Source organism: Micromonospora sp. AB353, assembly GCF_049538395.1.
Classification (GTDB): domain Bacteria; phylum Actinomycetota; class Actinomycetes; order Mycobacteriales; family Micromonosporaceae; genus Micromonospora; species Micromonospora aurantiaca.
This window is the reverse complement of record NZ_JBMVFV010000101.1, coordinates 1-19,038: the sequence shown is the minus strand read 5'-3', so window position 1 is coordinate 19,038 and position 19,038 is coordinate 1. Positions and strand designations below refer to the sequence as shown.

Here is a 19,038-nt window from a genome sequence, read left to right as displayed (position 1 = left end):
GGCCACTGTCGCCGTCGCGGTGGCCGGCCCCCGCCCCTTCGTCCGGTCGATCAGAAGCTCAGGCACTCGCACTCGGTCATCAGCGCCCGCACGTTGCGCACGTACTGCGGGTTCGGGATGGTCAGCGGCTGGTCCTCCCGAGCCACCGCGCCGTGCCCGTAGTTGTAGGCCGCGATCACGGCGTTGAGCAGGCAGGAGTTCAGCTCACTCGTGCACAGTGAGGCGTCGAGCCGGTAGTCGGACTCGAAGTACATGTCGCCGATGTACTTGGTCAGCCAGGCCAGGTAGGTGCCGCCCAGGTAGGCGTTGTCCCGGTAGGCGTCGATGTCGTACGACTGGCCGAAACGCTGGTTCATCCACTCCGCCGTGGCCGGCATGACCTGCATCAGCCCGACCCCGCCGTCACAGGCGATGATGTTGGACTGCCACCCGCTCTCCTGCCAGGCGGTGGCCTTCAGCAGCGCCGACGGGATGCGGATGTCCGGCGCCGACGTCGGCCAGTAGGTCCGCGCCGCCGCGTCGGCGAGCGCCGCCTTCACCTGACTCTGACTGGCCTTGGTGCCCCGGTAGCTCGGCTTGCAGCCGTCGTCCACCGGCTTCGGCGGCGCCGGTGGCACCTGGGTCTCGGTCGGCGGCTTCGGCCGGGCCAGCGGCGCCGTGGTCGTGCGGGACGGCTTGACCCGCGGCTTCGGTTTCGCCGACGCGCTCGGGCTGGGCCGGCCGCCCATCGCCGCGACCGCCGGCGGCTCCTCGCTCGGCGCGTCGGCCGGAGCCTCCTGTGGTTGGTCCGCCGGGGCCGCCGTGGGCAGGTCCGCAGCAACCTCCCGGACCGGCCGCTCCTCCTCGCCGCACGCCGTGAGCGTGGCCGCCGCGACCAGTGCCACCACCGTCACGGCCCACCGGCCGAGTCCTCGCCGCATCGGACCTCCCCGTAGTCCCCCGTCGGCGCACCCTAGCAAGGATCGACGGGTCCGGGGGGTACCCGGAACGCGGACCGGCGTCCCCGGGGCCGGGGCGGCGACTCCCCGGCCACCGCGTCGTCCGGCCCCTCGTCCGGCGCCGCGCCGGCGGACCCCTCCTCCCGGTCCGCGCCCGCCGATCGCTCGTCCCGGTCGGCCAGGCGGTCCCGGGTCGCCCACGCCACCACGAACACGGTGGTCCAGGCGACGCCCAGCAGGACCGCCGTGACGGTGCCGCTCGCCGTGCTGAAGCCCAGGTAGAGCCGCGCGCCGGTGACAGTGACCAGGCCCGCCGACGCGACCGTCCAGACCGCCGCGCCCACCGGCCAGCGGGCGCCGCGCGACAGCAGCCAGGCGAGCGTGCCGAAGCTCGCGGTCACCACCGCGTTCTGCGTCGGGAACAGGTCACCGGGGCGGTCCGGGCCGCCCGGGCCGGTCAGGTCCGCGACGACGACGAGCAGCACCAGCGGCACGGCCGCGCCGACGGTGCCCAGCACCCCGAGCGGGTCCGCCCGCCAGGCCCGGCCGCGCCGGGCCACCACGGCGGCCACCACCGCCACCGCGGCGATCAGCACCCAGCCGCGCAACACCGACACCGCCGGCAGCGCCGTGTCGACCACCCCGGGGGTACGCCGGGCGGCGAACCAGTCGGCGACCAGGCCGTCGAGGACGTACAGCCCGCTCTGCGCGACCACCGCCTCCAGCAGGACCGCCACGGCCAGCCCGGCGACGAACAGCAGCGCCAGCCCCAGCGCCAGGTTGAACAGCAGCGTCCAGGCCGGGCCGACCCGCATGGCGACCAGGAAGAACAGCACCCCGTACCGGGCCCGAAGCCAGCGCAGCGGCGGCAACGCGGCGGCCCGCGCCGCCAGCGCGCGTACCGGGTCCGGGTTGCGGCCCAGCCAGCGGCCGGCCAGCACCACGGCGAGCAGGCACAGCAGCAGGGCCAGCACCGCGCCGGTGGCCCGGCCGAGCAGCTTCGACACCCGCTCGTACGACTCACCGGCGAGGTAGCCGGCCAGCACCGAGGCGCCGACCCAGCTCGCCACCCCGGCCAGGTTCCACGGCGCGAACCGCCGGTACGGCATCCCGGCCGACCCGGCCAGCCGGGGCGCCAGCGTGCGGGCGAACGCGATCCAGCGGGCGGCGAGCACACCCCGGCCACCGAGACGCTCCAGCAGCGAGTCGGCCCGCCGCCACCGGTGCGCGCCGATCCGGGCACCCACCCCGGAGGCACGCAGACGGGGGCCGTAGCGGCGGCCGGCCCGCCACGCGAGTGTGTCTCCGATCACGGCGGCGGCGGTCATCGCCACCAGCACGGGCGCGAGGCGCAGCGTCCCCGCGTACGCTAGGAAGCCGACCAGAAGCAGGGTCGCCTCGCCGGGCATCAGCAGCCCGACGATCACCGCGGTCTCCGCCGCGACGATCGCCGCGGCGGCCACGTAGATCAGCAGGGGCGGCAGCTCCTGCAGCCAGCTCAGCAGGTCAGGCATCGGGCACCCCGCACGGGTGTCAGCATGCCAGTCGCTGGAACGGTCGGCACAGCACTTTCGACGCAGATCCGGGTTGTCTCGGGGTGACCCCGAGGCGTGCCCCGGCAACCGCAGACAGGAGTATGGAGGGTATGCAGCTACGCACCGACCTCCGCAACGTCGCCATCATCGCCCACGTCGACCACGGCAAGACGACCCTGGTCGACGCCATGTTGCGGCAGGCCGGCGCCTACGGCGCCCGTGGTGAGACCACCGAGCGGGTCATGGACTCGATGGACCTCGAGCGCGAGAAGGGCATCACCATCCTCGCCAAGAACACCGGCGTGCGGTACATGCCGGCGGACGGCTCGGAGCCCGTCACCATCAACATCATCGACACCCCCGGTCACGCCGACTTCGGCGGCGAGGTCGAGCGCGGCCTGACCATGGTCGACGGTGTGGTGCTGCTCGTCGACGCCAGCGAGGGCCCCCTGCCGCAGACCCGGTTCGTGCTCCGCAAGGCGCTGCGCGCCCGGCTGCCGATCATCCTGGTGATCAACAAGGTGGACCGTCCGGACGCCCGGATCAAGGAGGTCGTGGACGACACGTACGAGCTGTTCCTCGACCTGGACGCCGACGAGGAGCAGATCGACTTCCCGATCGTCTACGCCTGCGCCCGCGACGGCATCGCCTCGCTGACCCAGCCCGCCGACGGCGCCGTCCCGGACGACAGCAGCAACCTGGAGCCGCTGTTCCGCACGCTGCTCGACACCATCCCCGCGCCCGCGTACGACGAGGACGCGCCGCTGCAGGCCCACGTCACCAACCTCGACGCCTCGCCGTTCCTGGGCCGGCTCGCGCTGTGCCGGGTCCGGCAGGGCACCATCAGCAAGGGCCAGACCGTGGCCTGGTGCCGCACCGACGGCAGCACCCAGCGGGTACGCATCTCCGAGCTGCTGATGACCGAGGGCCTGGAGCGCAAGCCGGCCGACTCCGCCGGGCCGGGCGACATCATCGCCGTCGCCGGCATCCCGGAGATCATGATCGGTGAGACGCTCGCCGACGCCGAGAACCCGGTGCCGCTGCCGCTGATCACCGTGGACGAGCCAGCCATCTCGATGACCATCGGCACCAACACCTCGCCGCTCGTCGGCCGGGTCAAGGGCGCCAAGGTCACCGCCCGGATGGTCAAGGACCGGCTCGACAAGGAGCTGATCGGCAACGTCTCGCTGCGGGTGCTGCCCACCGAGCGGCCGGACGCCTGGGAGGTGCAGGGCCGCGGCGAGCTGGCCCTGGCGATCCTGGTCGAGCAGATGCGCCGCGAGTCCTACGAGCTGACCGTCGGCAAGCCGCAGGTCGTCACCAAGGAGATCGACGGCAAGACCTGCGAGCCGGTCGAGCGGCTGACCATCGACGCCCCGGAGGAGTACCTCGGCGCCATCACCCAGCTGCTGGCCACCCGCAAGGGCCGGATGGAGCAGCTGGTCAACCACGGCACCGGCTGGATCCGGATGGAGTGGCTGGTCCCGGCGCGCGGCCTGATCGGCTTCCGGACCGAGTTCCTCACCGAGACCCGCGGTACCGGCATCCTGCACCACGTGTTCGAGTCGTACGAGCCGTGGTTCGGCGAGCTGCGCACCCGCAACAACGGGTCGCTGGTCGCCGACCGCGCCGGTTCGGTCACCGCGTTCGCGATGACCAACCTCCAGGAGCGCGGCCAGCTCTTCGTCGAGCCGGGCACCGAGGTGTACGAGGGCATGATCGTCGGCGAGAACTCCCGCTCCGACGACATGGACGTCAACATCACCAAGGAGAAGAAGCTCACCAACATGCGCTCGTCGACCGCCGACGAGACCGAGAAGCTGATCCCGCCGCGCAAGCTGTCCCTGGAGCAGGCCCTGGAGTTCTGCCGCGAGGACGAGTGCGTCGAGGTCACTCCGGCCGCGGTGCGCATCCGCAAGGTGGTGCTCGACCAGCAGCAGCGTGGCCGGGCCGCCGCCCGCCGCAAGCACGCCGGCTGACCCCACCAGCTCACCAGCCCCACCCGGAGCCCGGCCCGCCCTTCGGCGGACCGGGCTCCCCCTTTCTCCTTCCCCCGCCCGGTCGCCGGTCGATCATGAGGTTGCCGGCACTTCTGGAGATCAAATCCACCGCCAACTTCATGATCGACGGGGTGAGCGGGAGATCTTGGTACGAAATGGCCCCCATAGGGGCGCTTTCCTTCCAAGATCTCCGCGCGTCTCGCTTGGCGGACACTGGCTCCCGGCACTCGGGACCTGGCGACGATGAGGCAGCCGGTGCGGGCAGGGCGGGAGAGGCGAAGGGCGGGAGTGGATCGCCAGGCTGGGACGAGGGCAGGGCGGCAGCGGAACCTCCCCGCCGACGGGTGAGAGCGGCGACGGGCGTGAGACGACGCGACGGGTGCAAGGCTGCGTCGCCGATCTCTACGACCGGTACGTGTCCGGTCAGGACGGCGACAGATGCGAGACGGCGAGACGCGCCATGGGCCGACCACCGCGCGACCGGACGCGGGACGGCGTCACGGGCCCACACCGCGCCTCGGACGCGAGACGCACCACGGGCCAGGTGCCGCGCCATGGACGCGAGACGCGCGCCACGGGGCCAGGTACCACGCCTCGGACGCGAGGCGGCATCACGGCTGCGGGGTCAGTGGGGCTTCGTGGCCGCCAGGGCCAGGACGTCGGGGATCGGGCCGGAGCCGGACTCGACCACCCGGGTCAGCCGCAGGCCGGCGGCCGCCACGGCGTCCAGCAGGCCGGCCAGCGGCAGGTGCCACGCACCGACCCGCGCCCGCACCCCGGCCGCGTTCCACGAGCGGACCGTGCGCTCCCGCGAGGCGTACCCGCCGTCGATCACGATCCGCTCCGGCTCGGACCGGTCGGCGAACGCGCCCACGAAACACGGGTGCACGCCGACGTGCACCAGCCGGCCGCCGGGCGCCAGCACCCGCGCCGCCTCGGCGACCGCCGCCGGATAGTCCGGCATGTCAGTGTGCGCGAGCACGCAGACCACCGCCGGTACGGCGCCGGTGGACAGCGGCAACGCCGTCGCGTCGGCCCGGGCCACCGGCAGCCGGGCGCGGGCGTGGCGGAGCTGCCCGCCGGACAGGTCCACTCCCACCGGTGTCCATCCGAGACGCTTCAGCTCGGCCGCGTGCGCCCCGGTGCCGCAGCACAGGTCCACGCAGCGGCCCGGGCCGTCGCCCAACAGATCGGCCAGCACCGACCGGACCCGGTCCATGTAGACCGACGAGGTCTCGCTGGCGTACTCCTCGTACCAGTCGGCGATGCCGTCGTACAACGGGGTCGTCATCTCCGCACGCTAGCCCGCACCCGGGCCCGCCGCTGCCCCGCGTACGCCACGAAGATCCGCTACGGTGCGGTCATGACCTGGGAGGACCTCGACGCACACCTGGACCGGGTGCCCGGCACCGTCTCCGCGTACGTGGGCCGCCCCGGCGCGCGGCCGACGTGGACGCGGCGGGCCGACGCCACCCACTACGCGGCGAGCACCATGAAGCTCGCCGTGCTGGTGGCGCTGTTCCGCGCCGCCGAGGCCGGCCGGCTGGACCTGGACGCGCCGGTGCCGGTGCACAACTCGTTCGGCTCCGCGCTGCCCGGCGCGCCCCGGTTCGCAAACGACCGCGACTACGACAACGACGAGGCGGTCTGGGACCGCGTGGGCGGCGAGGCACCGCTGCGCTGGCTCGCCGAACGGATGATCATCCGGTCCAGCAACCTGGCCACGAACATCTGCATCGGCCAGGTGGGGCTGCCCGCGGTGGCGCAGGCGTGGGCGCTCGCCGGTGCGCGGCACAGCGTCACCGGCCGCGGCATCGAGGACTTCGCCGCCCGCGACTCCGGCATCGACAACCTGGTCACCGCCGCCGACCTGGCCGGCCTGCTCGGTGAGCTGGCGCTCGGCGCGACCCGGCCCGGCCCGCTCGCCTCACCGGCCGGCTGCGCCGCCATGCTCGACGTGCTCGTCGCCCAGGAACACCGCGAGGACCTGGCCGCCGGGCTGCCCGACGGCACCCGGATCGCGCACAAGAACGGCTGGGTACGCGGCGTACGCCACGGCGCGGGAGTGGTGTTCCCGGACGACGCGCCGCCGTACACGATCGTCGTCTGCACCACCACCGACCTGGCCGACGGTGGCGCGGACGGTGACGAGGTCGAGGACGACGCGTGCCGGCTGATCGCGCACGTCTCCGAGCGGGTCTGGGCCGCGCGGCACGACCTGGCCGGCTGACCCGGCTACTCCAGCAGCCGTTCGCGCAGCGCGGCGCGGTGCGCGTCGGTCACCCCCAGACCGTCGCGCAGGTACGCGTCGAACGAGCCGTGCGCGCGGCGCACCTCGTCGTAGGCGGCGTCCAGGTATTCCGGGCGCACCTCCAGCAGCGGCCGGGCCACCGCCGGGTCCAGGTCCGGCCGGCGCTCGATCATCGCCGACAGCAGCACTTCGCGCAGGCTCTCGGTCAGCTCGTTGTGCACCAGGTAGTCGGCGCGGATCGCCTCGTCCTCCACGCCCAGCGCGGTCAGCAGCACCACCGACAGCCAGCCGGTGCGGTCCTTCCCGGCCGAGCAGTGGAACAGCAGCGGCAGGTTCGCGCCCTCGGCGGCGAGCCGCACCGCCGCGCCGAACCCGGCCCGTGCCGACTCCCCGGTGACGAACCAGCGGTAGATCGCCGTCATCGCCCCCGGCATGCCCTCGCGGGCCAGTGCCGCGTAGGCGTCCAGGTCGTGGCCCTGCAGCACCGCCGAGACGTACGTGAACACCGGGTGCGCCGCGTCGTAGACCGGCAGGTGCACGGTGCGGGGCTCCCCGACCAGCCGGTCCGGCGGGGCCACCGCCTGCTCGTGGACGTCGCGCAGGTCCACCACGCAGGCCGGGCCGAGCTTGCCCAGCACCGGCAGGTCCTCGTCGGTGAGCCGGCCCAGCGCGGGTGTGCGGATGAGCCGCCCGGCCCGTACCCGCCGCCCGTCGCTCGTCGGCATTCCGCCCAGGTCACGCGCGTTCGGCGCGCCCACCAGCTCCCATTCCCGCCCGGCCATCGGCCCTCCCCTGCTCGCCGCCAGTTGGCTATAGGGTGCCCCACATGACGATCGCCGCGGTACGCACCCACCGTCTCTCGGCCCCCTTACACACCCCGTTCGTCACCGCGCTGCGTCGTACCACCACCGTGGACACGCTGGTGGTGGAGGTGGTCGACCGCGACGGCCGGTCCGGTTTCGGGGAGGCGCCGCAGGTCTGGCAGGTCACCGGCGCGTCGGTGGCGGGTGCCGAGGCGTGCGTACGCGAACTGCTCGCGCCGCTGCTGATCGGCCGCGGCGCCGATGACCTCCAGGCGGCAGGCACGCTGGTGCGCCGTGCCGTGGTCGGGAACGAGTCGGCGAAGGCGGCGGTCGACGTGGCGCTGCACGACCTGGCCGCGCGGCGGCTCGGCGTACCCCTGGTGCGTCTGCTCGGCGGCACGGCGCTGCGCGTGCCGACCGACGTCACGCTGGCCGCCGGTGACGCGGTGGACCTGGCCGCGACGGCGGCGCGGCGCGGCGCCGAGGGGTTCAGCGTGCTCAAGCTCAAGGTCGGCACCGACGCCCGCGGCGACCTGGACCGGGTCCGCGCGGTGCGGGCCGCGGTCGGCCCGGACGTGCGGATCCGGCTGGACGCCAACCAGGGCTGGACGCCCCGGGAGGCGGTGCGGGTGATCCGGGCGATCGAGGACGCGGGGCTCGACGTGGAACTGGTCGAGCAGCCGGTGCACCGCCGCGACCTGGACGGGCTGGCCTGGGTCAGCGACCGGGTGGACCTGCCGATCCTGGCCGACGAGTCCGTCTTCGACGTGCGCGATCTGGTCGAGGTGATCCGGCGGCGCGCCGCCGACATGGTCAACGTGAAGCTGGCCAAGTGCGGCGGTCTGCAACCGGCCCGCACGCTGCTCGACCTGGCGACCGCGCACGGCATGGGCACCATCGTCGGCTCGATGATGGAAGGGCCGGTCGGGGTGGGCGCCGCGGCCAGCCTGGTCGCCGCGTACGGCACCACCGCCGTGTCGGACCTCGACGCCGCTTGGTGGCTGGCCTGGTCGCCGGTCACCGGGGGCATCCGGTACGAGGGCGCGAGCGTGCTGCTGCCGGACGCTCCGGGCCTGGGGGTCACCGGCCTGCGTGAAGCTAAAATTCAGACAGGTGGTTGAGCAACGTCAGAATTTTTCATATGGTCGCCCGGACGACCACCGGAGAGAGGGGTACGCGTGGCACCTCAGCCCGGCCGCCGGGCCGTCGTACGGGTACCGGTGGCGACCCTGTGGACCGCTCCCGAGGCGGTACGTCCGATCGACTGCCCCGCCCTCGCCGGCTCGCCCGACGTCGCCGCCTGGATCGCCGGCATGGACCGCGACCAGCTCGTCGGCGACTGCGTCCTGACCCAGTTGCTGCTCGGCGAGCCGGTGCGCGTCACCGAGTCCCGGCCGGACGGCTGGGTGCGGGTGGTGGCACTGGGCCAGCCCGCGGCGAAGCTCGGCGCCGACGGCTACCCGGGCTGGCTGCGGGCCGCCCACCTGGCCGATCCGGCCGACGCCGAGCCGTCCTCCACTCATCCGGCCCACGTCGACCCCGCCGGCCCCGCTCTGTCCGGCCCCGCTCTGTCCGCCACCGCTTCGGCCGGGCCGGCTCCGGTCGGTTCCGGCCCGTCCGGTCCCGGTCAGGCGCGCTCCGGTCCGGCCGGCACCGGTTCGGCCGGCACCGGTTCGGCCGCCGACCGGCCGCTGACCGTGGACGTCGCCCGCACCGCGTTGCGTGCCGAGCCCGGCGGCGGCGCGGCGCTCACCGGCGTGGTCCTCGGCACCCGGCTCACCCCGGCCGGGCCGGCGGTGAACGGCAGACGCCCGGTCCGTGTACCCGGACGGCCCGACCCGCTCTGGGCCCCGGAGGACGACCTGGTGCCGCTGCCCGCCGAGCGTCCCGAGGCCGAGCAGGTGCTCGCGGTCGCCGAACGGCTGCGCGACCTCGTCTACGTCTGGGGCGGCATGTCCACCGACGGCATCGACTGCTCCGGGCTCGTGCACCTGGCCTGGCGGCGGTACGGGATCACGCTCCCCCGCGACGCCGACGACCAGGCGGCGGCGACCTCGCGGCTGCCACTGGACGCCGAACGCCCCGGCGACCTCTACTTCTTCGCCCGGCCCGGCCGGCGCATCCACCACGTCGGGATCGTGTCGGCCGAGCCGCGCGGCGGCCGGCGCCGGATGCTGCACGCCTGCTACCTGACCCGGCGCGTGATCGAGGAGGAGCTGCCGGCCGACCGGACCGCCACCCTCGTCGGCGCCCACCGCGTCTGAGCGCTGACACGCCGCGGGGCGCCCCCGGTACGGGAGCGCCCCGGACGGGACGGACGGGTCAGCGGCGGGCCTGGGCCAGTTCCCGGCGCCGGTCCCGCGACGACTTCGCCAGGCTGGCGGCGGTGGCCACACCCAGGGTGCCGAGAATGACCGTGAGCGAGAGCCAGATCGGGATGTGCGGGGCCCACGCCACGTGCTCGCCGCCGTTGATGAACGGCAGGTTGTTCTCGGCCAGCGCCTCCAGCACCAGCTTCACGCCGATGAAGCCGAGCACTACGGCGAGGCCGTAGCTGAGGTAGATGAGCCGGTCCAGCAGGCCGCCGAGCAGGAAGTAGAGCTGCCGCAGCCCCATCAGCGCGAACACGTTCGCGGTGAAGACCAGGTACGGCTCCTGGGTGATGCCGAAGATCGCCGGGATCGAGTCCAGCGCGAAGATCAGGTCGGTGGTGCCGATCGCGATCATCACGATGAGCATCGGGGTGAACAGGCGCCGCCCGTGCTCGTGGGTGGTCATCCGCGCCCCGTCGTAGTCCCGGGACAGCGGGAGAGCCTTGCGGCTCCACCGGATCAGCAGGTTCTCGCTGAACTCGTCCTCGTCCGGCTCGCCCTGCCGGGCCAGGTTCACCGCGGTGTAGATGAGGAACGCGCCGAAGATGTAGAACACCCAAGAGAACTGGGAGATCAGCGCCGCGCCGGCCGCGATGAAACCACCCCGCATGATCAGCGCCAGGATGATGCCGACGAGCAGCACCTTCTGCTGGTACTGCCGGGGCACCCCGAACCGGGCCATGATGATCACGAAGACGAAGAGGTTGTCCACCGAGAGGCTGTACTCGGTGAGCCAGCCGGTGTAGAACTCGCCTGCGACGCGGCCACCGGCGGTCAGCCAGAGCACCACGCCGAAGATCAGCGCCAGGCCGACGTAGAAGCCCACCCACAGGCTGGACTCCCGGACGCTCGGCTCATGCGGCCGCCGGCCGATGATGAACAGGTCGGCGAGCAGGACCGCGATCATCGCGATCAGCGTTACCGCCCACACCAATGCGGACACGTTCAAATCCATCCTCCGGCAGACACGCTGCGTCGGGCACACCGTACGCCGGGTGCGGTGCCGGGGTGCGTCGACGCTGACAGGGGTGACTGTCGGAGGTCTCTTCCGCCGGAGCCCGGGTGCCGGGTTCCGACCGGCGGAGCCGGGTCGGGCCACCGGGGGTGCCGGCGCTCTTCCGTGCTGACGACTCCGTCGCGGGGGAATACTCCCCTCCTCGGCCGCCATTGTTCACCATCGCACCCGGGTGGCGCATCTCCGGGCCGCCCGTCGATCTCTCGACGTGCTGCGGCTCACGTCGCGCAGAGCGTCCTAGGAGGCTAGCCATCCGCTGGCGAGGCACGCCGGGACGTCACCCGGGACGCACCGGCGGCGGGCCGGCATGGCAGGCTGCCAGCATGGTTCTTGAGGTCGCGCTGATCGATGTCACGCCCGGACACGAGGACGAGTTCGCCGCCGCCTACGCGCAGGCGCGGCCGATCCTCGCCGGCGCCGAAGGCTGCCGCTCCGTGCGGATGACCAGGGGCGTCGAGTCGCCCACCCGCTTCGTGCTGCTCGTCGAGTGGGACTCGGTCGAGGCGCACGACGTGAACTTCCGCCAGACCGAGCGGTTCGCGCAGTGGCGGGGACTCATCGGCCCGCACTTCGCCGGCCCGCCGCTGGTCGAGCATTTCATCGACGTGCCGGCCTGAACTGTCGTACCCCTGCCGTAGCCTGCGCGCTGCGCGGCCACCGGTCCCGACGGGCATCGGGGGCGCCGGGCCCGGTGGTCGCGCCGCACCGGCAGCCGGCCGTGCGGCTCACTCCAGCTCGTGCGGATCGCGCTGCCGGGGCACCGGCGCCGCGCCGAGCCGCCGGGCCACCAGCTCGGCGGAGGCGTCAGCCGGCAGCGCCGCCGCCAGGAGCCGCTCGATGACCCGCTCGTAATGAGCCACGTCCGCCTCGGCGACCAGCCGCAGGTCGGTGGTGAGCGTCTCCACCAGCACGGTGCGCGGATCCTCCGGGTCGGGGTAGGCGTAGTACGAGAACGGCGCCAACGGGTGCGGCCCGTCGCCACTCGACGCCGCGGACCGCAGCACCCGGACGCTGACGCGGGGCCGTTCGGCGAGCGCGAGCAGGTGCCGCATCTGGTCGCGCCACACGTCGGCGGGCAGGCCGTCCGGGTCGCAGACACGCTCGTCGACCAGCGCGGTGTAGTGCGGCGGGTCCGGCCGGACCAGCAGTTCCTGGCGTGCGACACGGGCGCGCACGTCGGCCTCCACGTCCACCTCGCCGGTCAGCGCCGCGCCGGCCGACACGCGCAGGCGGGCGTACGCCGGGGTCTGGAGCAGGCCGGGTACGAGCACACACTGGTACTCCACGATGCGTTCCGCGCCCGCCTCCAGCTCGGCGTACGCCCGCTGGCGCTCCCCCATCTCGCCGAGCGCCTTGGACCAGCCCCGGCCGGTGGCCGCGTCGCGGGCGATGACGATCAGCTCGTCGCGCTGCGGCGGCGGCACCGCGTAGACGTCGAGCAGGTCGAGCACGTCGGCGAGGTCGGGCCGGCTCTGCCCCAGCTCGATGCGGGACAGCTTCGACGTGGACGCCCAGCCCAGCCGGGTGCAGACCTGTTCGAGCGTGAGCGACTCGCGACGACGCAGCCGGCGCAGCTCCACACCGAGCCTCGCCCTCCGGACCACAGGACTTGCTGACAACGGCATGCGCGCCTCCCGGGAGGGAGCGTACGCATCACCGTCACGCTCGGCAATACCTCGCCCACACAGCGCTACCGCGCGGGCGGCGCGCTCAGGGGCGGTACGTGCCGAACGACCAGACCAGCCCGGCCAGGTCGCGGGCCGCGTAGTCGCGGGAGCCGTAGTCGGTGTCGAACGGCGCCCGGACGATCTCCGCCCCGGCCGACCGGGCGCGCTCGTGGTGCGCGTCGACGTCGTCGAGCGCCACGTAGACGCGGTAGTCGTCGTCGGCGGGCCGGGACCGCGGCGCCGGCCCCGGGCCGAGCATCACCAGGTCGTCGCCGTACGCCAGCTCGGCGTGGCCGATCGTGCCGTCGGGGAGTTCGTGGGCCTCGCGCACGGTGAAGCCGAACGCGGAACAGAGGAAGTCGGCTGCGGCTCGCACGTCGGGATACCGCAGGACCGGATAGATGCTTCGCATGACGGTCAGTCTGCCGCCGGGGCGGTCAGACCGGATTGGACGAATGCGATCCGGGCCCGGTCAGCGCGGCCGGGGTGGCGCCGGCGAACTCGCGGAACTCCCGGATCAGGTGCGACTGGTCGTAGTAGCCCCACCGGGCGGCCCGCTGCGCCCACCCGGCGTCGTCCGGTACGGCGGCGTCCGCGGTGAGCAGCGTGCGGCCCAGGCTCGCGTACGCCCGCTCGAAGCGCAGCAGGCGGGCGACCGTCTTCGGCGGCAGGCCGAACTCCCGCCGGAACCGGACCGACAGGTGACGGCGGGACCAGCCCAGCTCGTCGGCGAGCGTGGCCACGCCGACCGCTCCCCCGCTGCCGTCCAGACGCCGCCAGGCCGCCAGCAGGTGCGGGTCCGGCGGCGCTGTCGCCGCCAGCCGCGCGGCCAGGGCGGTGTCGAGCCGGGCGAAGCGTGCCGGCCAGCCCGGCTCGCCGGCCAGCTCGTCGCGCAGCCGGGCCAGCCAGCCCGCCACCGCGTCGATCGGCACCACCCGGTTGGCCAGCTCGGCCAGCGGCAACCCGAGCAGGCGGCGGGCCGCCGGGGCGGTCAGCAACACCTGCACCCCGGTGCCGGTCCCGGCCGTGCGGGTGGCGCACCAGCCGTCGAACGGACCGGCCAGGAAGGCGTTGGTGGCGGACCCGCCCTCACCGGGGGCACGCGGGTCGGTCACGCCGAGAGGGTCGCCCCAGCCGAGAATCAGCACCACGAAGGCGCCCGCCACCTCCCGGCGCACCAACGGGACGGGCGCGTCCTCGCGGTAGCCGAGGTAGCTGTCCACCCACTGGCGCAGCCGCGGGTCGGGGCGCCCGACGACGGCCTCGGTCAGCATCGCGCCGCCCCGGCCGTCGCGCCGGTCACCGGACCCCTGCGGCATCCATCCCGCGCAGCTCCTTCTTGAGGTCGGCGACCTCGTCGCGGATCCGCGCGGCCAGTTCGAACTGCAGCTCCCGCGCGGCGGCGAGCATCTGGTCGTTGAGTTCCTGGATGAGGTTGGCCAGATCGGCCCGGGCCATCCCCTCCCGCGACGGGGTGGCCGCGGCGCCCCGGCGGCTGCGGGTCTCCTTGACCGGCGCCTTGCCCCGGGACAGCTGCCGCACGGCACCGCCGACGTTGCTGTTCTCGGTGTCCTCCGCCTCGCGGTAGATGTCGTCGAGGATGTCGTGGATCTTCTTGCGCAGCGGCTCCGGCTTGATGCCGTTGGCCTCGTTGTGCGCGATCTGCTTGGCCCGGCGCCGGTTGGTCTCGTCGATCGCGTCCGCCATCGACGGCGTGATCTTGTCGGCGTACATGTGGACCTGGCCGGAGACGTTACGGGCCGCGCGGCCGATGGTCTGGACCAGCGACCGGCCGCTGCGCAGGAAGCCCTCCTTGTCGGCGTCGAGGATCGCCACCAGCGACACCTCGGGCAGGTCGAGACCCTCCCGGAGCAGGTTGATGCCGACGAGCACGTCGTAGTCGCCCTTGCGCAGCTCGCGCAGCAGCTCGACGCGGCGCAGCGTGTCGACCTCGGAGTGCAGGTAGCGCACCCGGATGCCGTTCTCCAGCAGGTAGTCGGAGAGGTCCTCGGCCATCTTCTTGGTGAGCGTGGTGACGAGCACCCGCTCGTCCCGCTCGGTCCGCAGCTTGATCTCGTGCATGAGGTCGTCGATCTGCCCCTTCGTCGGCTTGACCACCACCTCGGGGTCGATCAGGCCGGTGGGCCGGATCACCTGCTCGACGAACTCGCCCTGCGCCTGCTCCAGCTCCCACGGGCCGGGGGTAGCGGAGAGGAAGACCATCTGGCCCACCCGCTCCAGGAACTCGTCGAAGCGCAGCGGCCGGTTGTCGGCGGCGCTGGGGAGCCGGAAGCCGTGGTCGATGAGCATCCGCTTACGGGAGGCGTCGCCCTCGTACATGCCGCCGATCTGCGGGATCGTCACGTGCGACTCGTCGACCACGGTGAGGAAGTCGTCGGGGAAGTAGTCGAGCAGGCAGTGCGGCGGGCTGCCCGGCAGCCGGCCGTCGATGTGCATGGAGTAGTTCTCGATGCCGGAGCAGAAGCCCACCTGGCGCATCATCTCGATGTCGTAGGTGGTGCGCATCCGCAGCCGCTGGGCCTCCAGCAGCTTGCCCTGCCGCTCCAGCTCGGCCAGCCGCTCACCCAGCTCGGCCTCGATGTCGCGGATCGCCCGTTCCATCCGCTCCGGACCGGCGGCGTAGTGCGTGGCCGGGAAGATCATCAGGCTGTCGACCTCGCGGACCACGTCACCGGTCAGCGGGTTCAGGTAGTAGAGCTTCTCGATCTCGTCACCGAACAGCTCGATCCGGACCGCAAGCTCCTCGTACGCCGGGATGATCTCCAGTGTGTCGCCGCGGACCCGGAAGGTGCCGCGCTGGAAGGCCATGTCGTTGCGCGTGTACTGGATGTCGACCAGCCGGCGCAGCAGCTGGTCGCGGTCCAGCTCCTGCCCGACCTTGACGCGCACGGCCCGGTCGAGGTATTCCTCCGGCGTGCCCAGGCCGTAGATCGCCGAGACGGTGGCGACGACGATGACGTCCCGCCGGGTGAGCAGCGACATGGTGGCCGAGTGCCGCAGCCGCTCGACCTCCTCGTTGATCGAGGAGTCCTTCTCGATGTAGGTGTCGGTCTGCGGGATGTACGCCTCGGGCTGGTAGTAGTCGTAGTAGGAGACGAAGTATTCGACGGCGTTCTGCGGCAGCAGCTCGCCGAACTCCTTCGCCAGCTGGGCCGCGAGGGTCTTGTTGGGGGCGAGCACCAGGGTCGGCCGCTGGAGCCGCTCGACCAGCCACGCCGTGGTGGCGCTCTTGCCCGTGCCGGTCGCGCCGAGCAGCACCGTGTTGCGGTCGCCGCGCCGCACGCGACGCTCAAGCTCGTCGATGGCAGCCGGCTGGTCACCGGCCGGCTGGAACTCACTGACGACCTGGAAGCGGCCGTCGAGCCGGGGAATGTCGAGCGCCATGACACCAACCGTACGCCCGGGGTCCGACACTTCCGGCCACGACCACGGACCGTCCCTGATCGGCTTCGATATTCCCATTGTGTGGCTCATCTCACCGGTCTACCCTCGTACCGTAGGCCGCTCGCGGCGGCCGACCGGGCCGGTGATCGCCCCACGCGGGGCCGGTCGCCCCCGGCGCCAGGGCCGCAGCACCCGGGACGACCGGCGTGCGCGCCGACGGTGGTCGCGCGCAGCGCTGACCGGCCGCCGCGAGCGCCCCTGCTCGTCACCGAAACCCCGCTCTCGCGTTCTCCACTCGTGGGGATCTCTCCCGAGCGCCGGCCGCGACGCGAGCCCGACACCGGCACGCCCCCGCCCGCCGACGAGCCGGGCCGCCAGCGCGGCGTGAGCCGACCCCACCGGCTCTCCGCGCGGGGCGACGGCGACCAGGCCGTACCCCGGGAACCGGGGCGCGGCCACCGGCGCGGCCGCACCAGCACACCGACCCGGCCCGCCACCGTGGCCGGCCGGCGCCGCCGGGCCGGCCTGTTCGACGGCCGCCGCCCCCCGCTCACCACCCGGCCGGACGGCGACCCGGAACTGGACGGCGCCGACGACCCGCCGGACGGGCCGGACCGGCGCCGGATCGCGCTCGCCGCACTCGTGGCGGCCGCCGCGATCTCCGCCGCGGCACTCGTGGCCACCCTGCCGTCCTGGGTGCCCGGCCGCACCGACGACGCCCCGGCGACACGTGCCCTGACCGCCGCCGAGGCGGACCGGGTGGCCGCGCTGCGGGTCACCAACCTGCGCGACGTACGCGCCGGTGTCCGGGTCACTGTCGGCGCCGACGGCGCCCGTACCGAACTGGTCGGCTGGGTCGACTGGGCCCGCCCCCTGGTCTACCTGGACGTCGGCGGCCCGGGCGCGGGCGACGACCGGGGCCTGGTGCAGGCCACCGCGTCCGCGCTGCTGGTCCGGCCCGACCCGGGTGCGCTCCCCACCCCGGCCCGGCCGCCGCTGGTGCCGCCGGCGGACCGGTGGCGGATGCGCTCCCCGGCCGGCGGGCACGGCCTGGGCGCGGTACGCGACCTGCTGATCGGGCTCGGCGCCGACCGGGTCGATCCGCCCGCCACGGACGGCCGGTGGCTACGCGGCGACCAGGTGGGCGGCGTCCCGGTGGACGTGCTCCAGGCGCCCCTCGCGCCGCCCGGTGACCCGCTGCCGACGCTGTGGGTGGACGCGGACGCCCGGCTGCACCGGCTCACCGGCCGGCTGGCCGACGGCACGCCCGTCACCGTGGACCTGACCCGCGCCGACCGGCCCACGCTGCACCCGGTGGACGCGCTCGGCGGCCGGCCCGGGCAGCCCCGGGCGCCCACCGACGACGAGGTCGCCCGGCTGGCCGCGCTGCCCGCCCGGCTCCGGGCACTCGGCGGCGCGACGGTGACGGTGGCCGCTCCGCTCGGCCCGTCGGCGAACCTGCGGGCCACCGGCACGATCAACTGGACGAGCGCGTCGGCGTACCTCGCGGTGATCGAGGAGGGCAGCGGCCGGCGCACCCTGCGGTGGGCCCGCCCCGGACGGGTGGCCGAGGTGCAGCGGTCCCCCGACGGGCCCGCGACGCCACCGGCACCGGCACCGGCCGCGCTGCTCGCCGCCCCCGCGCGGCCGCCCGGCGACGACCTGGACCGGCTGCTCGACGCGGCGCTGCGGGCGGCCCGCCACGCGCCCGGCGGCACCGCCGTCCGGATCCGGGAGGACCGGCTGGACGACCGGGCCGTCGACGTGTTCGAGCTGCCGGGCGGCCGCCGCCTGTGGCTGGACCGGGGTGGCCTGCCGCACCGGATGGAGCTGCGGGCCGGGCCGGGCGTGTGGCTCCGGCTCGACCTCACGCCGGGGCATGCGGCGGGCAGCGGCGGATCGGCGGCCTCGGCGGCGCGCTGAGCCCGGCCCGATCCCTACCGCCCGGTCAGGGCCGCCAGCCGGTCTGCGCGGCCCACTCCTCGGCGCGCAGGTGCTCCTCGTCGAACCAGGGATCGGTCACCGTGCCCCACGCGGCGTGCTCCGGCGCGGCCGCCGCCAGATCCCGCTTCACCTGGAGGTAGTCGGCCCGCCGTGCCGGGTCGGCGCGCAGGTGGTCGCGCATCAGCAGCGCGTACCGCCAGCCGGGCGAACCGGCCTCCCGCAGGTGCAGGCGCACCGGACGCGCCGGGTCCGCTCCGCCGTGCAGCCGCTTGGGCCAGCGCACCGGCTCCGGCTGCCGCGGCGCGTCCCACCACTCGCCCGGCAGCCGCGGGAAACCCGCCTCGGTCAGCCGCTGCGCGAGCGGCCCGTCCGCCTCGGCCAGGGAGGACACCGTCACCTGGATGTCGATCACGTCCGGCGCGGCGAGTCCCAGCACGGCGGTGGAGCCGACGTGGTCGACCCGGATGTCACCGCCGGCGGCGTGGCGGATCCGGGCGGCCAGCCGGGCGTACTGCTCGGGCCAGGCCGGGTCCGGCCCGGCGAGCGCCGCCGGGTCGGGCGGAACGGCGCGGCGTTCGCGGACGTTGCGCTCGTAGGGCACCAGGCGGTCCCGCCACAGGGCGTCCACCGCGGCGTGCAGGTCGGCGAGCGTGCCGTCGTTTGTGAGCAGCACGTCGGCGACCGCACGGCGGGTCGCGTCGTCGGCCTGCGCGGCGATGCGCCGCTGCGCCTCCGCCGGGGCCATCCCCCGGTCGCGGGTCAGCCGGGCCATCCGGGTCGGCACGGCCGTCTGCACCACGACCACCAGGTGGTACGTGGGCGCGAGCCCCACCTCGACCAGCAGCGGTACGTCGTTGACGACTATCGCGTCGGCGGGGGCGGCGGCGACCAGTTCGGCGCTGCGCGCGCGTACCCGGGGGTGGGTGATCCCTTCGAGCGTGCGGCGGGCCGCCTCGTCGCCGAAGACCAGCGCACCGAGGGCGGCCCGGTCCAGTGCCCCGTCGGCGTCCAGGATCCGGTCGGAGAAGGCGGCGACCACCTCGGCCAGCCCGTCGGTGCCGGGCGCGACGATCTCGCGGGCGATGCGGTCCGAGTCGACGATCACCGC

At 74.1% G+C, this 19,038-nt stretch carries 16 protein-coding genes; 6 read left to right on the top strand and 10 right to left on the bottom strand.

Annotated elements, in window-relative coordinates:
- Positions 1 to 50 precede the first annotated feature (50 nt).
- Complete coding sequence (locus ACPCK6_RS26755; protein ID WP_423482555.1) at positions 51 to 920, bottom strand: lytic transglycosylase domain-containing protein; 870 nt, start codon at positions 918 to 920, stop codon at positions 51 to 53.
- A 32-nt stretch (positions 921 to 952) separates the two neighbouring features.
- Positions 953 to 2,452, bottom strand: a complete 1,500-nt coding sequence (locus tag ACPCK6_RS26750) for a DedA family protein (protein WP_423482554.1) — start codon at positions 2,450 to 2,452, stop codon at positions 953 to 955.
- Between the two features lie 131 nt (positions 2,453 to 2,583).
- Between ACPCK6_RS26750 and typA the strand changes: the two genes are divergently transcribed.
- Positions 2,584 to 4,452: a translational GTPase TypA gene (gene typA / locus ACPCK6_RS26745; RefSeq protein ID WP_269697328.1), complete on the top strand. Its 1,869-nt coding sequence runs from the start codon at positions 2,584 to 2,586 to the stop codon at positions 4,450 to 4,452.
- A gap of 646 nt (positions 4,453 to 5,098) precedes the next feature.
- Here the strand turns inward: typA and ACPCK6_RS26740 are convergent.
- Positions 5,099 to 5,764, bottom strand: coding sequence for a class I SAM-dependent methyltransferase (locus tag ACPCK6_RS26740; protein ID WP_423482553.1), 666 nt, complete (start codon positions 5,762 to 5,764; stop codon positions 5,099 to 5,101).
- 72 nt (positions 5,765 to 5,836) lie between these two features.
- On the opposite strand from ACPCK6_RS26740, the gene ACPCK6_RS26735 reads away from it, so the two are divergent.
- Positions 5,837 to 6,703 carry a serine hydrolase gene (locus tag ACPCK6_RS26735; protein WP_423482552.1) on the top strand — a complete coding sequence of 289 codons (867 nt, stop codon included), beginning with the start codon at positions 5,837 to 5,839 and terminating at the stop codon, positions 6,701 to 6,703.
- A 5-nt stretch (positions 6,704 to 6,708) separates the two neighbouring features.
- Here ACPCK6_RS26735 and ACPCK6_RS26730 read toward each other — a convergent pair whose 3' ends face one another.
- Positions 6,709 to 7,506: a tyrosine-protein phosphatase gene (locus ACPCK6_RS26730; RefSeq protein WP_396882214.1), complete on the bottom strand. Its 798-nt coding sequence runs from the start codon at positions 7,504 to 7,506 to the stop codon at positions 6,709 to 6,711.
- A gap of 44 nt (positions 7,507 to 7,550) precedes the next feature.
- On the opposite strand from ACPCK6_RS26730, the gene ACPCK6_RS26725 reads away from it, so the two are divergent.
- Positions 7,551 to 8,648, top strand: coding sequence for a mandelate racemase/muconate lactonizing enzyme family protein (locus tag ACPCK6_RS26725; RefSeq protein WP_423482551.1), 1,098 nt, complete (start codon positions 7,551 to 7,553; stop codon positions 8,646 to 8,648).
- A gap of 57 nt (positions 8,649 to 8,705) precedes the next feature.
- Positions 8,706 to 9,791: a C40 family peptidase gene (locus ACPCK6_RS26720; RefSeq protein ID WP_423482550.1), complete on the top strand. Its 1,086-nt coding sequence runs from the start codon at positions 8,706 to 8,708 to the stop codon at positions 9,789 to 9,791.
- A gap of 58 nt (positions 9,792 to 9,849) precedes the next feature.
- Here the strand turns inward: ACPCK6_RS26720 and ACPCK6_RS26715 are convergent, their stop codons facing one another.
- Positions 9,850 to 10,848, bottom strand: a complete 999-nt coding sequence (locus ACPCK6_RS26715) for a TerC family protein (protein WP_194803519.1) — start codon at positions 10,846 to 10,848, stop codon at positions 9,850 to 9,852.
- A gap of 389 nt (positions 10,849 to 11,237) precedes the next feature.
- Between ACPCK6_RS26715 and ACPCK6_RS26710 the strand changes: the two genes are divergently transcribed.
- Positions 11,238 to 11,531 carry an antibiotic biosynthesis monooxygenase family protein gene (locus ACPCK6_RS26710; RefSeq protein WP_013287496.1) on the top strand — a complete coding sequence of 98 codons (294 nt, stop codon included), beginning with the start codon at positions 11,238 to 11,240 and terminating at the stop codon, positions 11,529 to 11,531.
- Positions 11,532 to 11,639: 108 nt separating this feature from the next.
- On the opposite strand, the gene ACPCK6_RS26705 is transcribed toward ACPCK6_RS26710, so the two are convergent.
- The 4 genes from ACPCK6_RS26705 to uvrB form a co-directional block, all read right to left on the bottom strand.
- Positions 11,640 to 12,539 carry a DUF5753 domain-containing protein gene (locus tag ACPCK6_RS26705; RefSeq protein WP_423482549.1) on the bottom strand — a complete coding sequence of 300 codons (900 nt, stop codon included), beginning with the start codon at positions 12,537 to 12,539 and terminating at the stop codon, positions 11,640 to 11,642.
- A gap of 85 nt (positions 12,540 to 12,624) precedes the next feature.
- The gene (locus tag ACPCK6_RS26700; protein WP_363801194.1) at positions 12,625 to 12,993 is read right to left on the bottom strand and encodes a VOC family protein; all 369 of its coding nucleotides are present in this window, start codon (positions 12,991 to 12,993) and stop codon (positions 12,625 to 12,627) included.
- Between the two features lie 25 nt (positions 12,994 to 13,018).
- Positions 13,019 to 13,900, bottom strand: a complete 882-nt coding sequence (locus ACPCK6_RS26695; RefSeq protein ID WP_423482548.1) for a helix-turn-helix domain-containing protein — start codon at positions 13,898 to 13,900, stop codon at positions 13,019 to 13,021.
- Entirely contained in the window at positions 13,881 to 15,986 is a 2,106-nt protein-coding gene (gene uvrB / locus ACPCK6_RS26690; RefSeq protein ID WP_423482547.1) for an excinuclease ABC subunit UvrB, read from the bottom strand. The genes ACPCK6_RS26695 and uvrB overlap by 20 nt, the downstream gene beginning before the upstream one ends.
- Positions 15,987 to 16,370: 384 nt before the next feature.
- Here uvrB and ACPCK6_RS26685 point away from each other — a divergent pair, with 384 nt between their 5' ends.
- A complete protein-coding gene (locus ACPCK6_RS26685) occupies positions 16,371 to 17,909 on the top strand; it encodes a hypothetical protein (protein WP_423482546.1) in 1,539 nt (512 codons plus the stop codon).
- A 25-nt stretch (positions 17,910 to 17,934) separates the two neighbouring features.
- On the opposite strand, the gene coaE is transcribed toward ACPCK6_RS26685, so the two are convergent.
- Positions 17,935 to 19,038 (bottom strand): dephospho-CoA kinase (gene coaE, locus ACPCK6_RS26680; protein ID WP_423482545.1); only part of this gene is annotated, 1,104 nt, incomplete at its 5' end.

Coding starts and splice junctions, on each gene's coding strand:
- ACPCK6_RS26735 (WP_423482552.1), top strand. CDS start 5,837: ATGACCTGGGAGGACCTCGACGCACACCTGGACCGGGTGCCCGGCACC.
- ACPCK6_RS26695 (WP_423482548.1), bottom strand. CDS start 13,900: ATGCCGCAGGGGTCCGGTGACCGGCGCGACGGCCGGGGCGGCGCGATG.
- ACPCK6_RS26725 (WP_423482551.1), top strand. CDS start 7,551: ATGACGATCGCCGCGGTACGCACCCACCGTCTCTCGGCCCCCTTACAC.
- ACPCK6_RS26710 (WP_013287496.1), top strand. CDS start 11,238: ATGGTTCTTGAGGTCGCGCTGATCGATGTCACGCCCGGACACGAGGAC.
- uvrB (WP_423482547.1), bottom strand. CDS start 15,986: ATGGCGCTCGACATTCCCCGGCTCGACGGCCGCTTCCAGGTCGTCAGT.
- ACPCK6_RS26755 (WP_423482555.1), bottom strand. CDS start 920: ATGCGGCGAGGACTCGGCCGGTGGGCCGTGACGGTGGTGGCACTGGTC.
- ACPCK6_RS26740 (WP_423482553.1), bottom strand. CDS start 5,764: ATGACGACCCCGTTGTACGACGGCATCGCCGACTGGTACGAGGAGTAC.
- ACPCK6_RS26705 (WP_423482549.1), bottom strand. CDS start 12,539: ATGCCGTTGTCAGCAAGTCCTGTGGTCCGGAGGGCGAGGCTCGGTGTG.
- ACPCK6_RS26700 (WP_363801194.1), bottom strand. CDS start 12,993: ATGCGAAGCATCTATCCGGTCCTGCGGTATCCCGACGTGCGAGCCGCA.
- ACPCK6_RS26750 (WP_423482554.1), bottom strand. CDS start 2,452: ATGCCTGACCTGCTGAGCTGGCTGCAGGAGCTGCCGCCCCTGCTGATC.
- ACPCK6_RS26730 (WP_396882214.1), bottom strand. CDS start 7,506: ATGGCCGGGCGGGAATGGGAGCTGGTGGGCGCGCCGAACGCGCGTGAC.
- typA (WP_269697328.1), top strand. CDS start 2,584: ATGCAGCTACGCACCGACCTCCGCAACGTCGCCATCATCGCCCACGTC.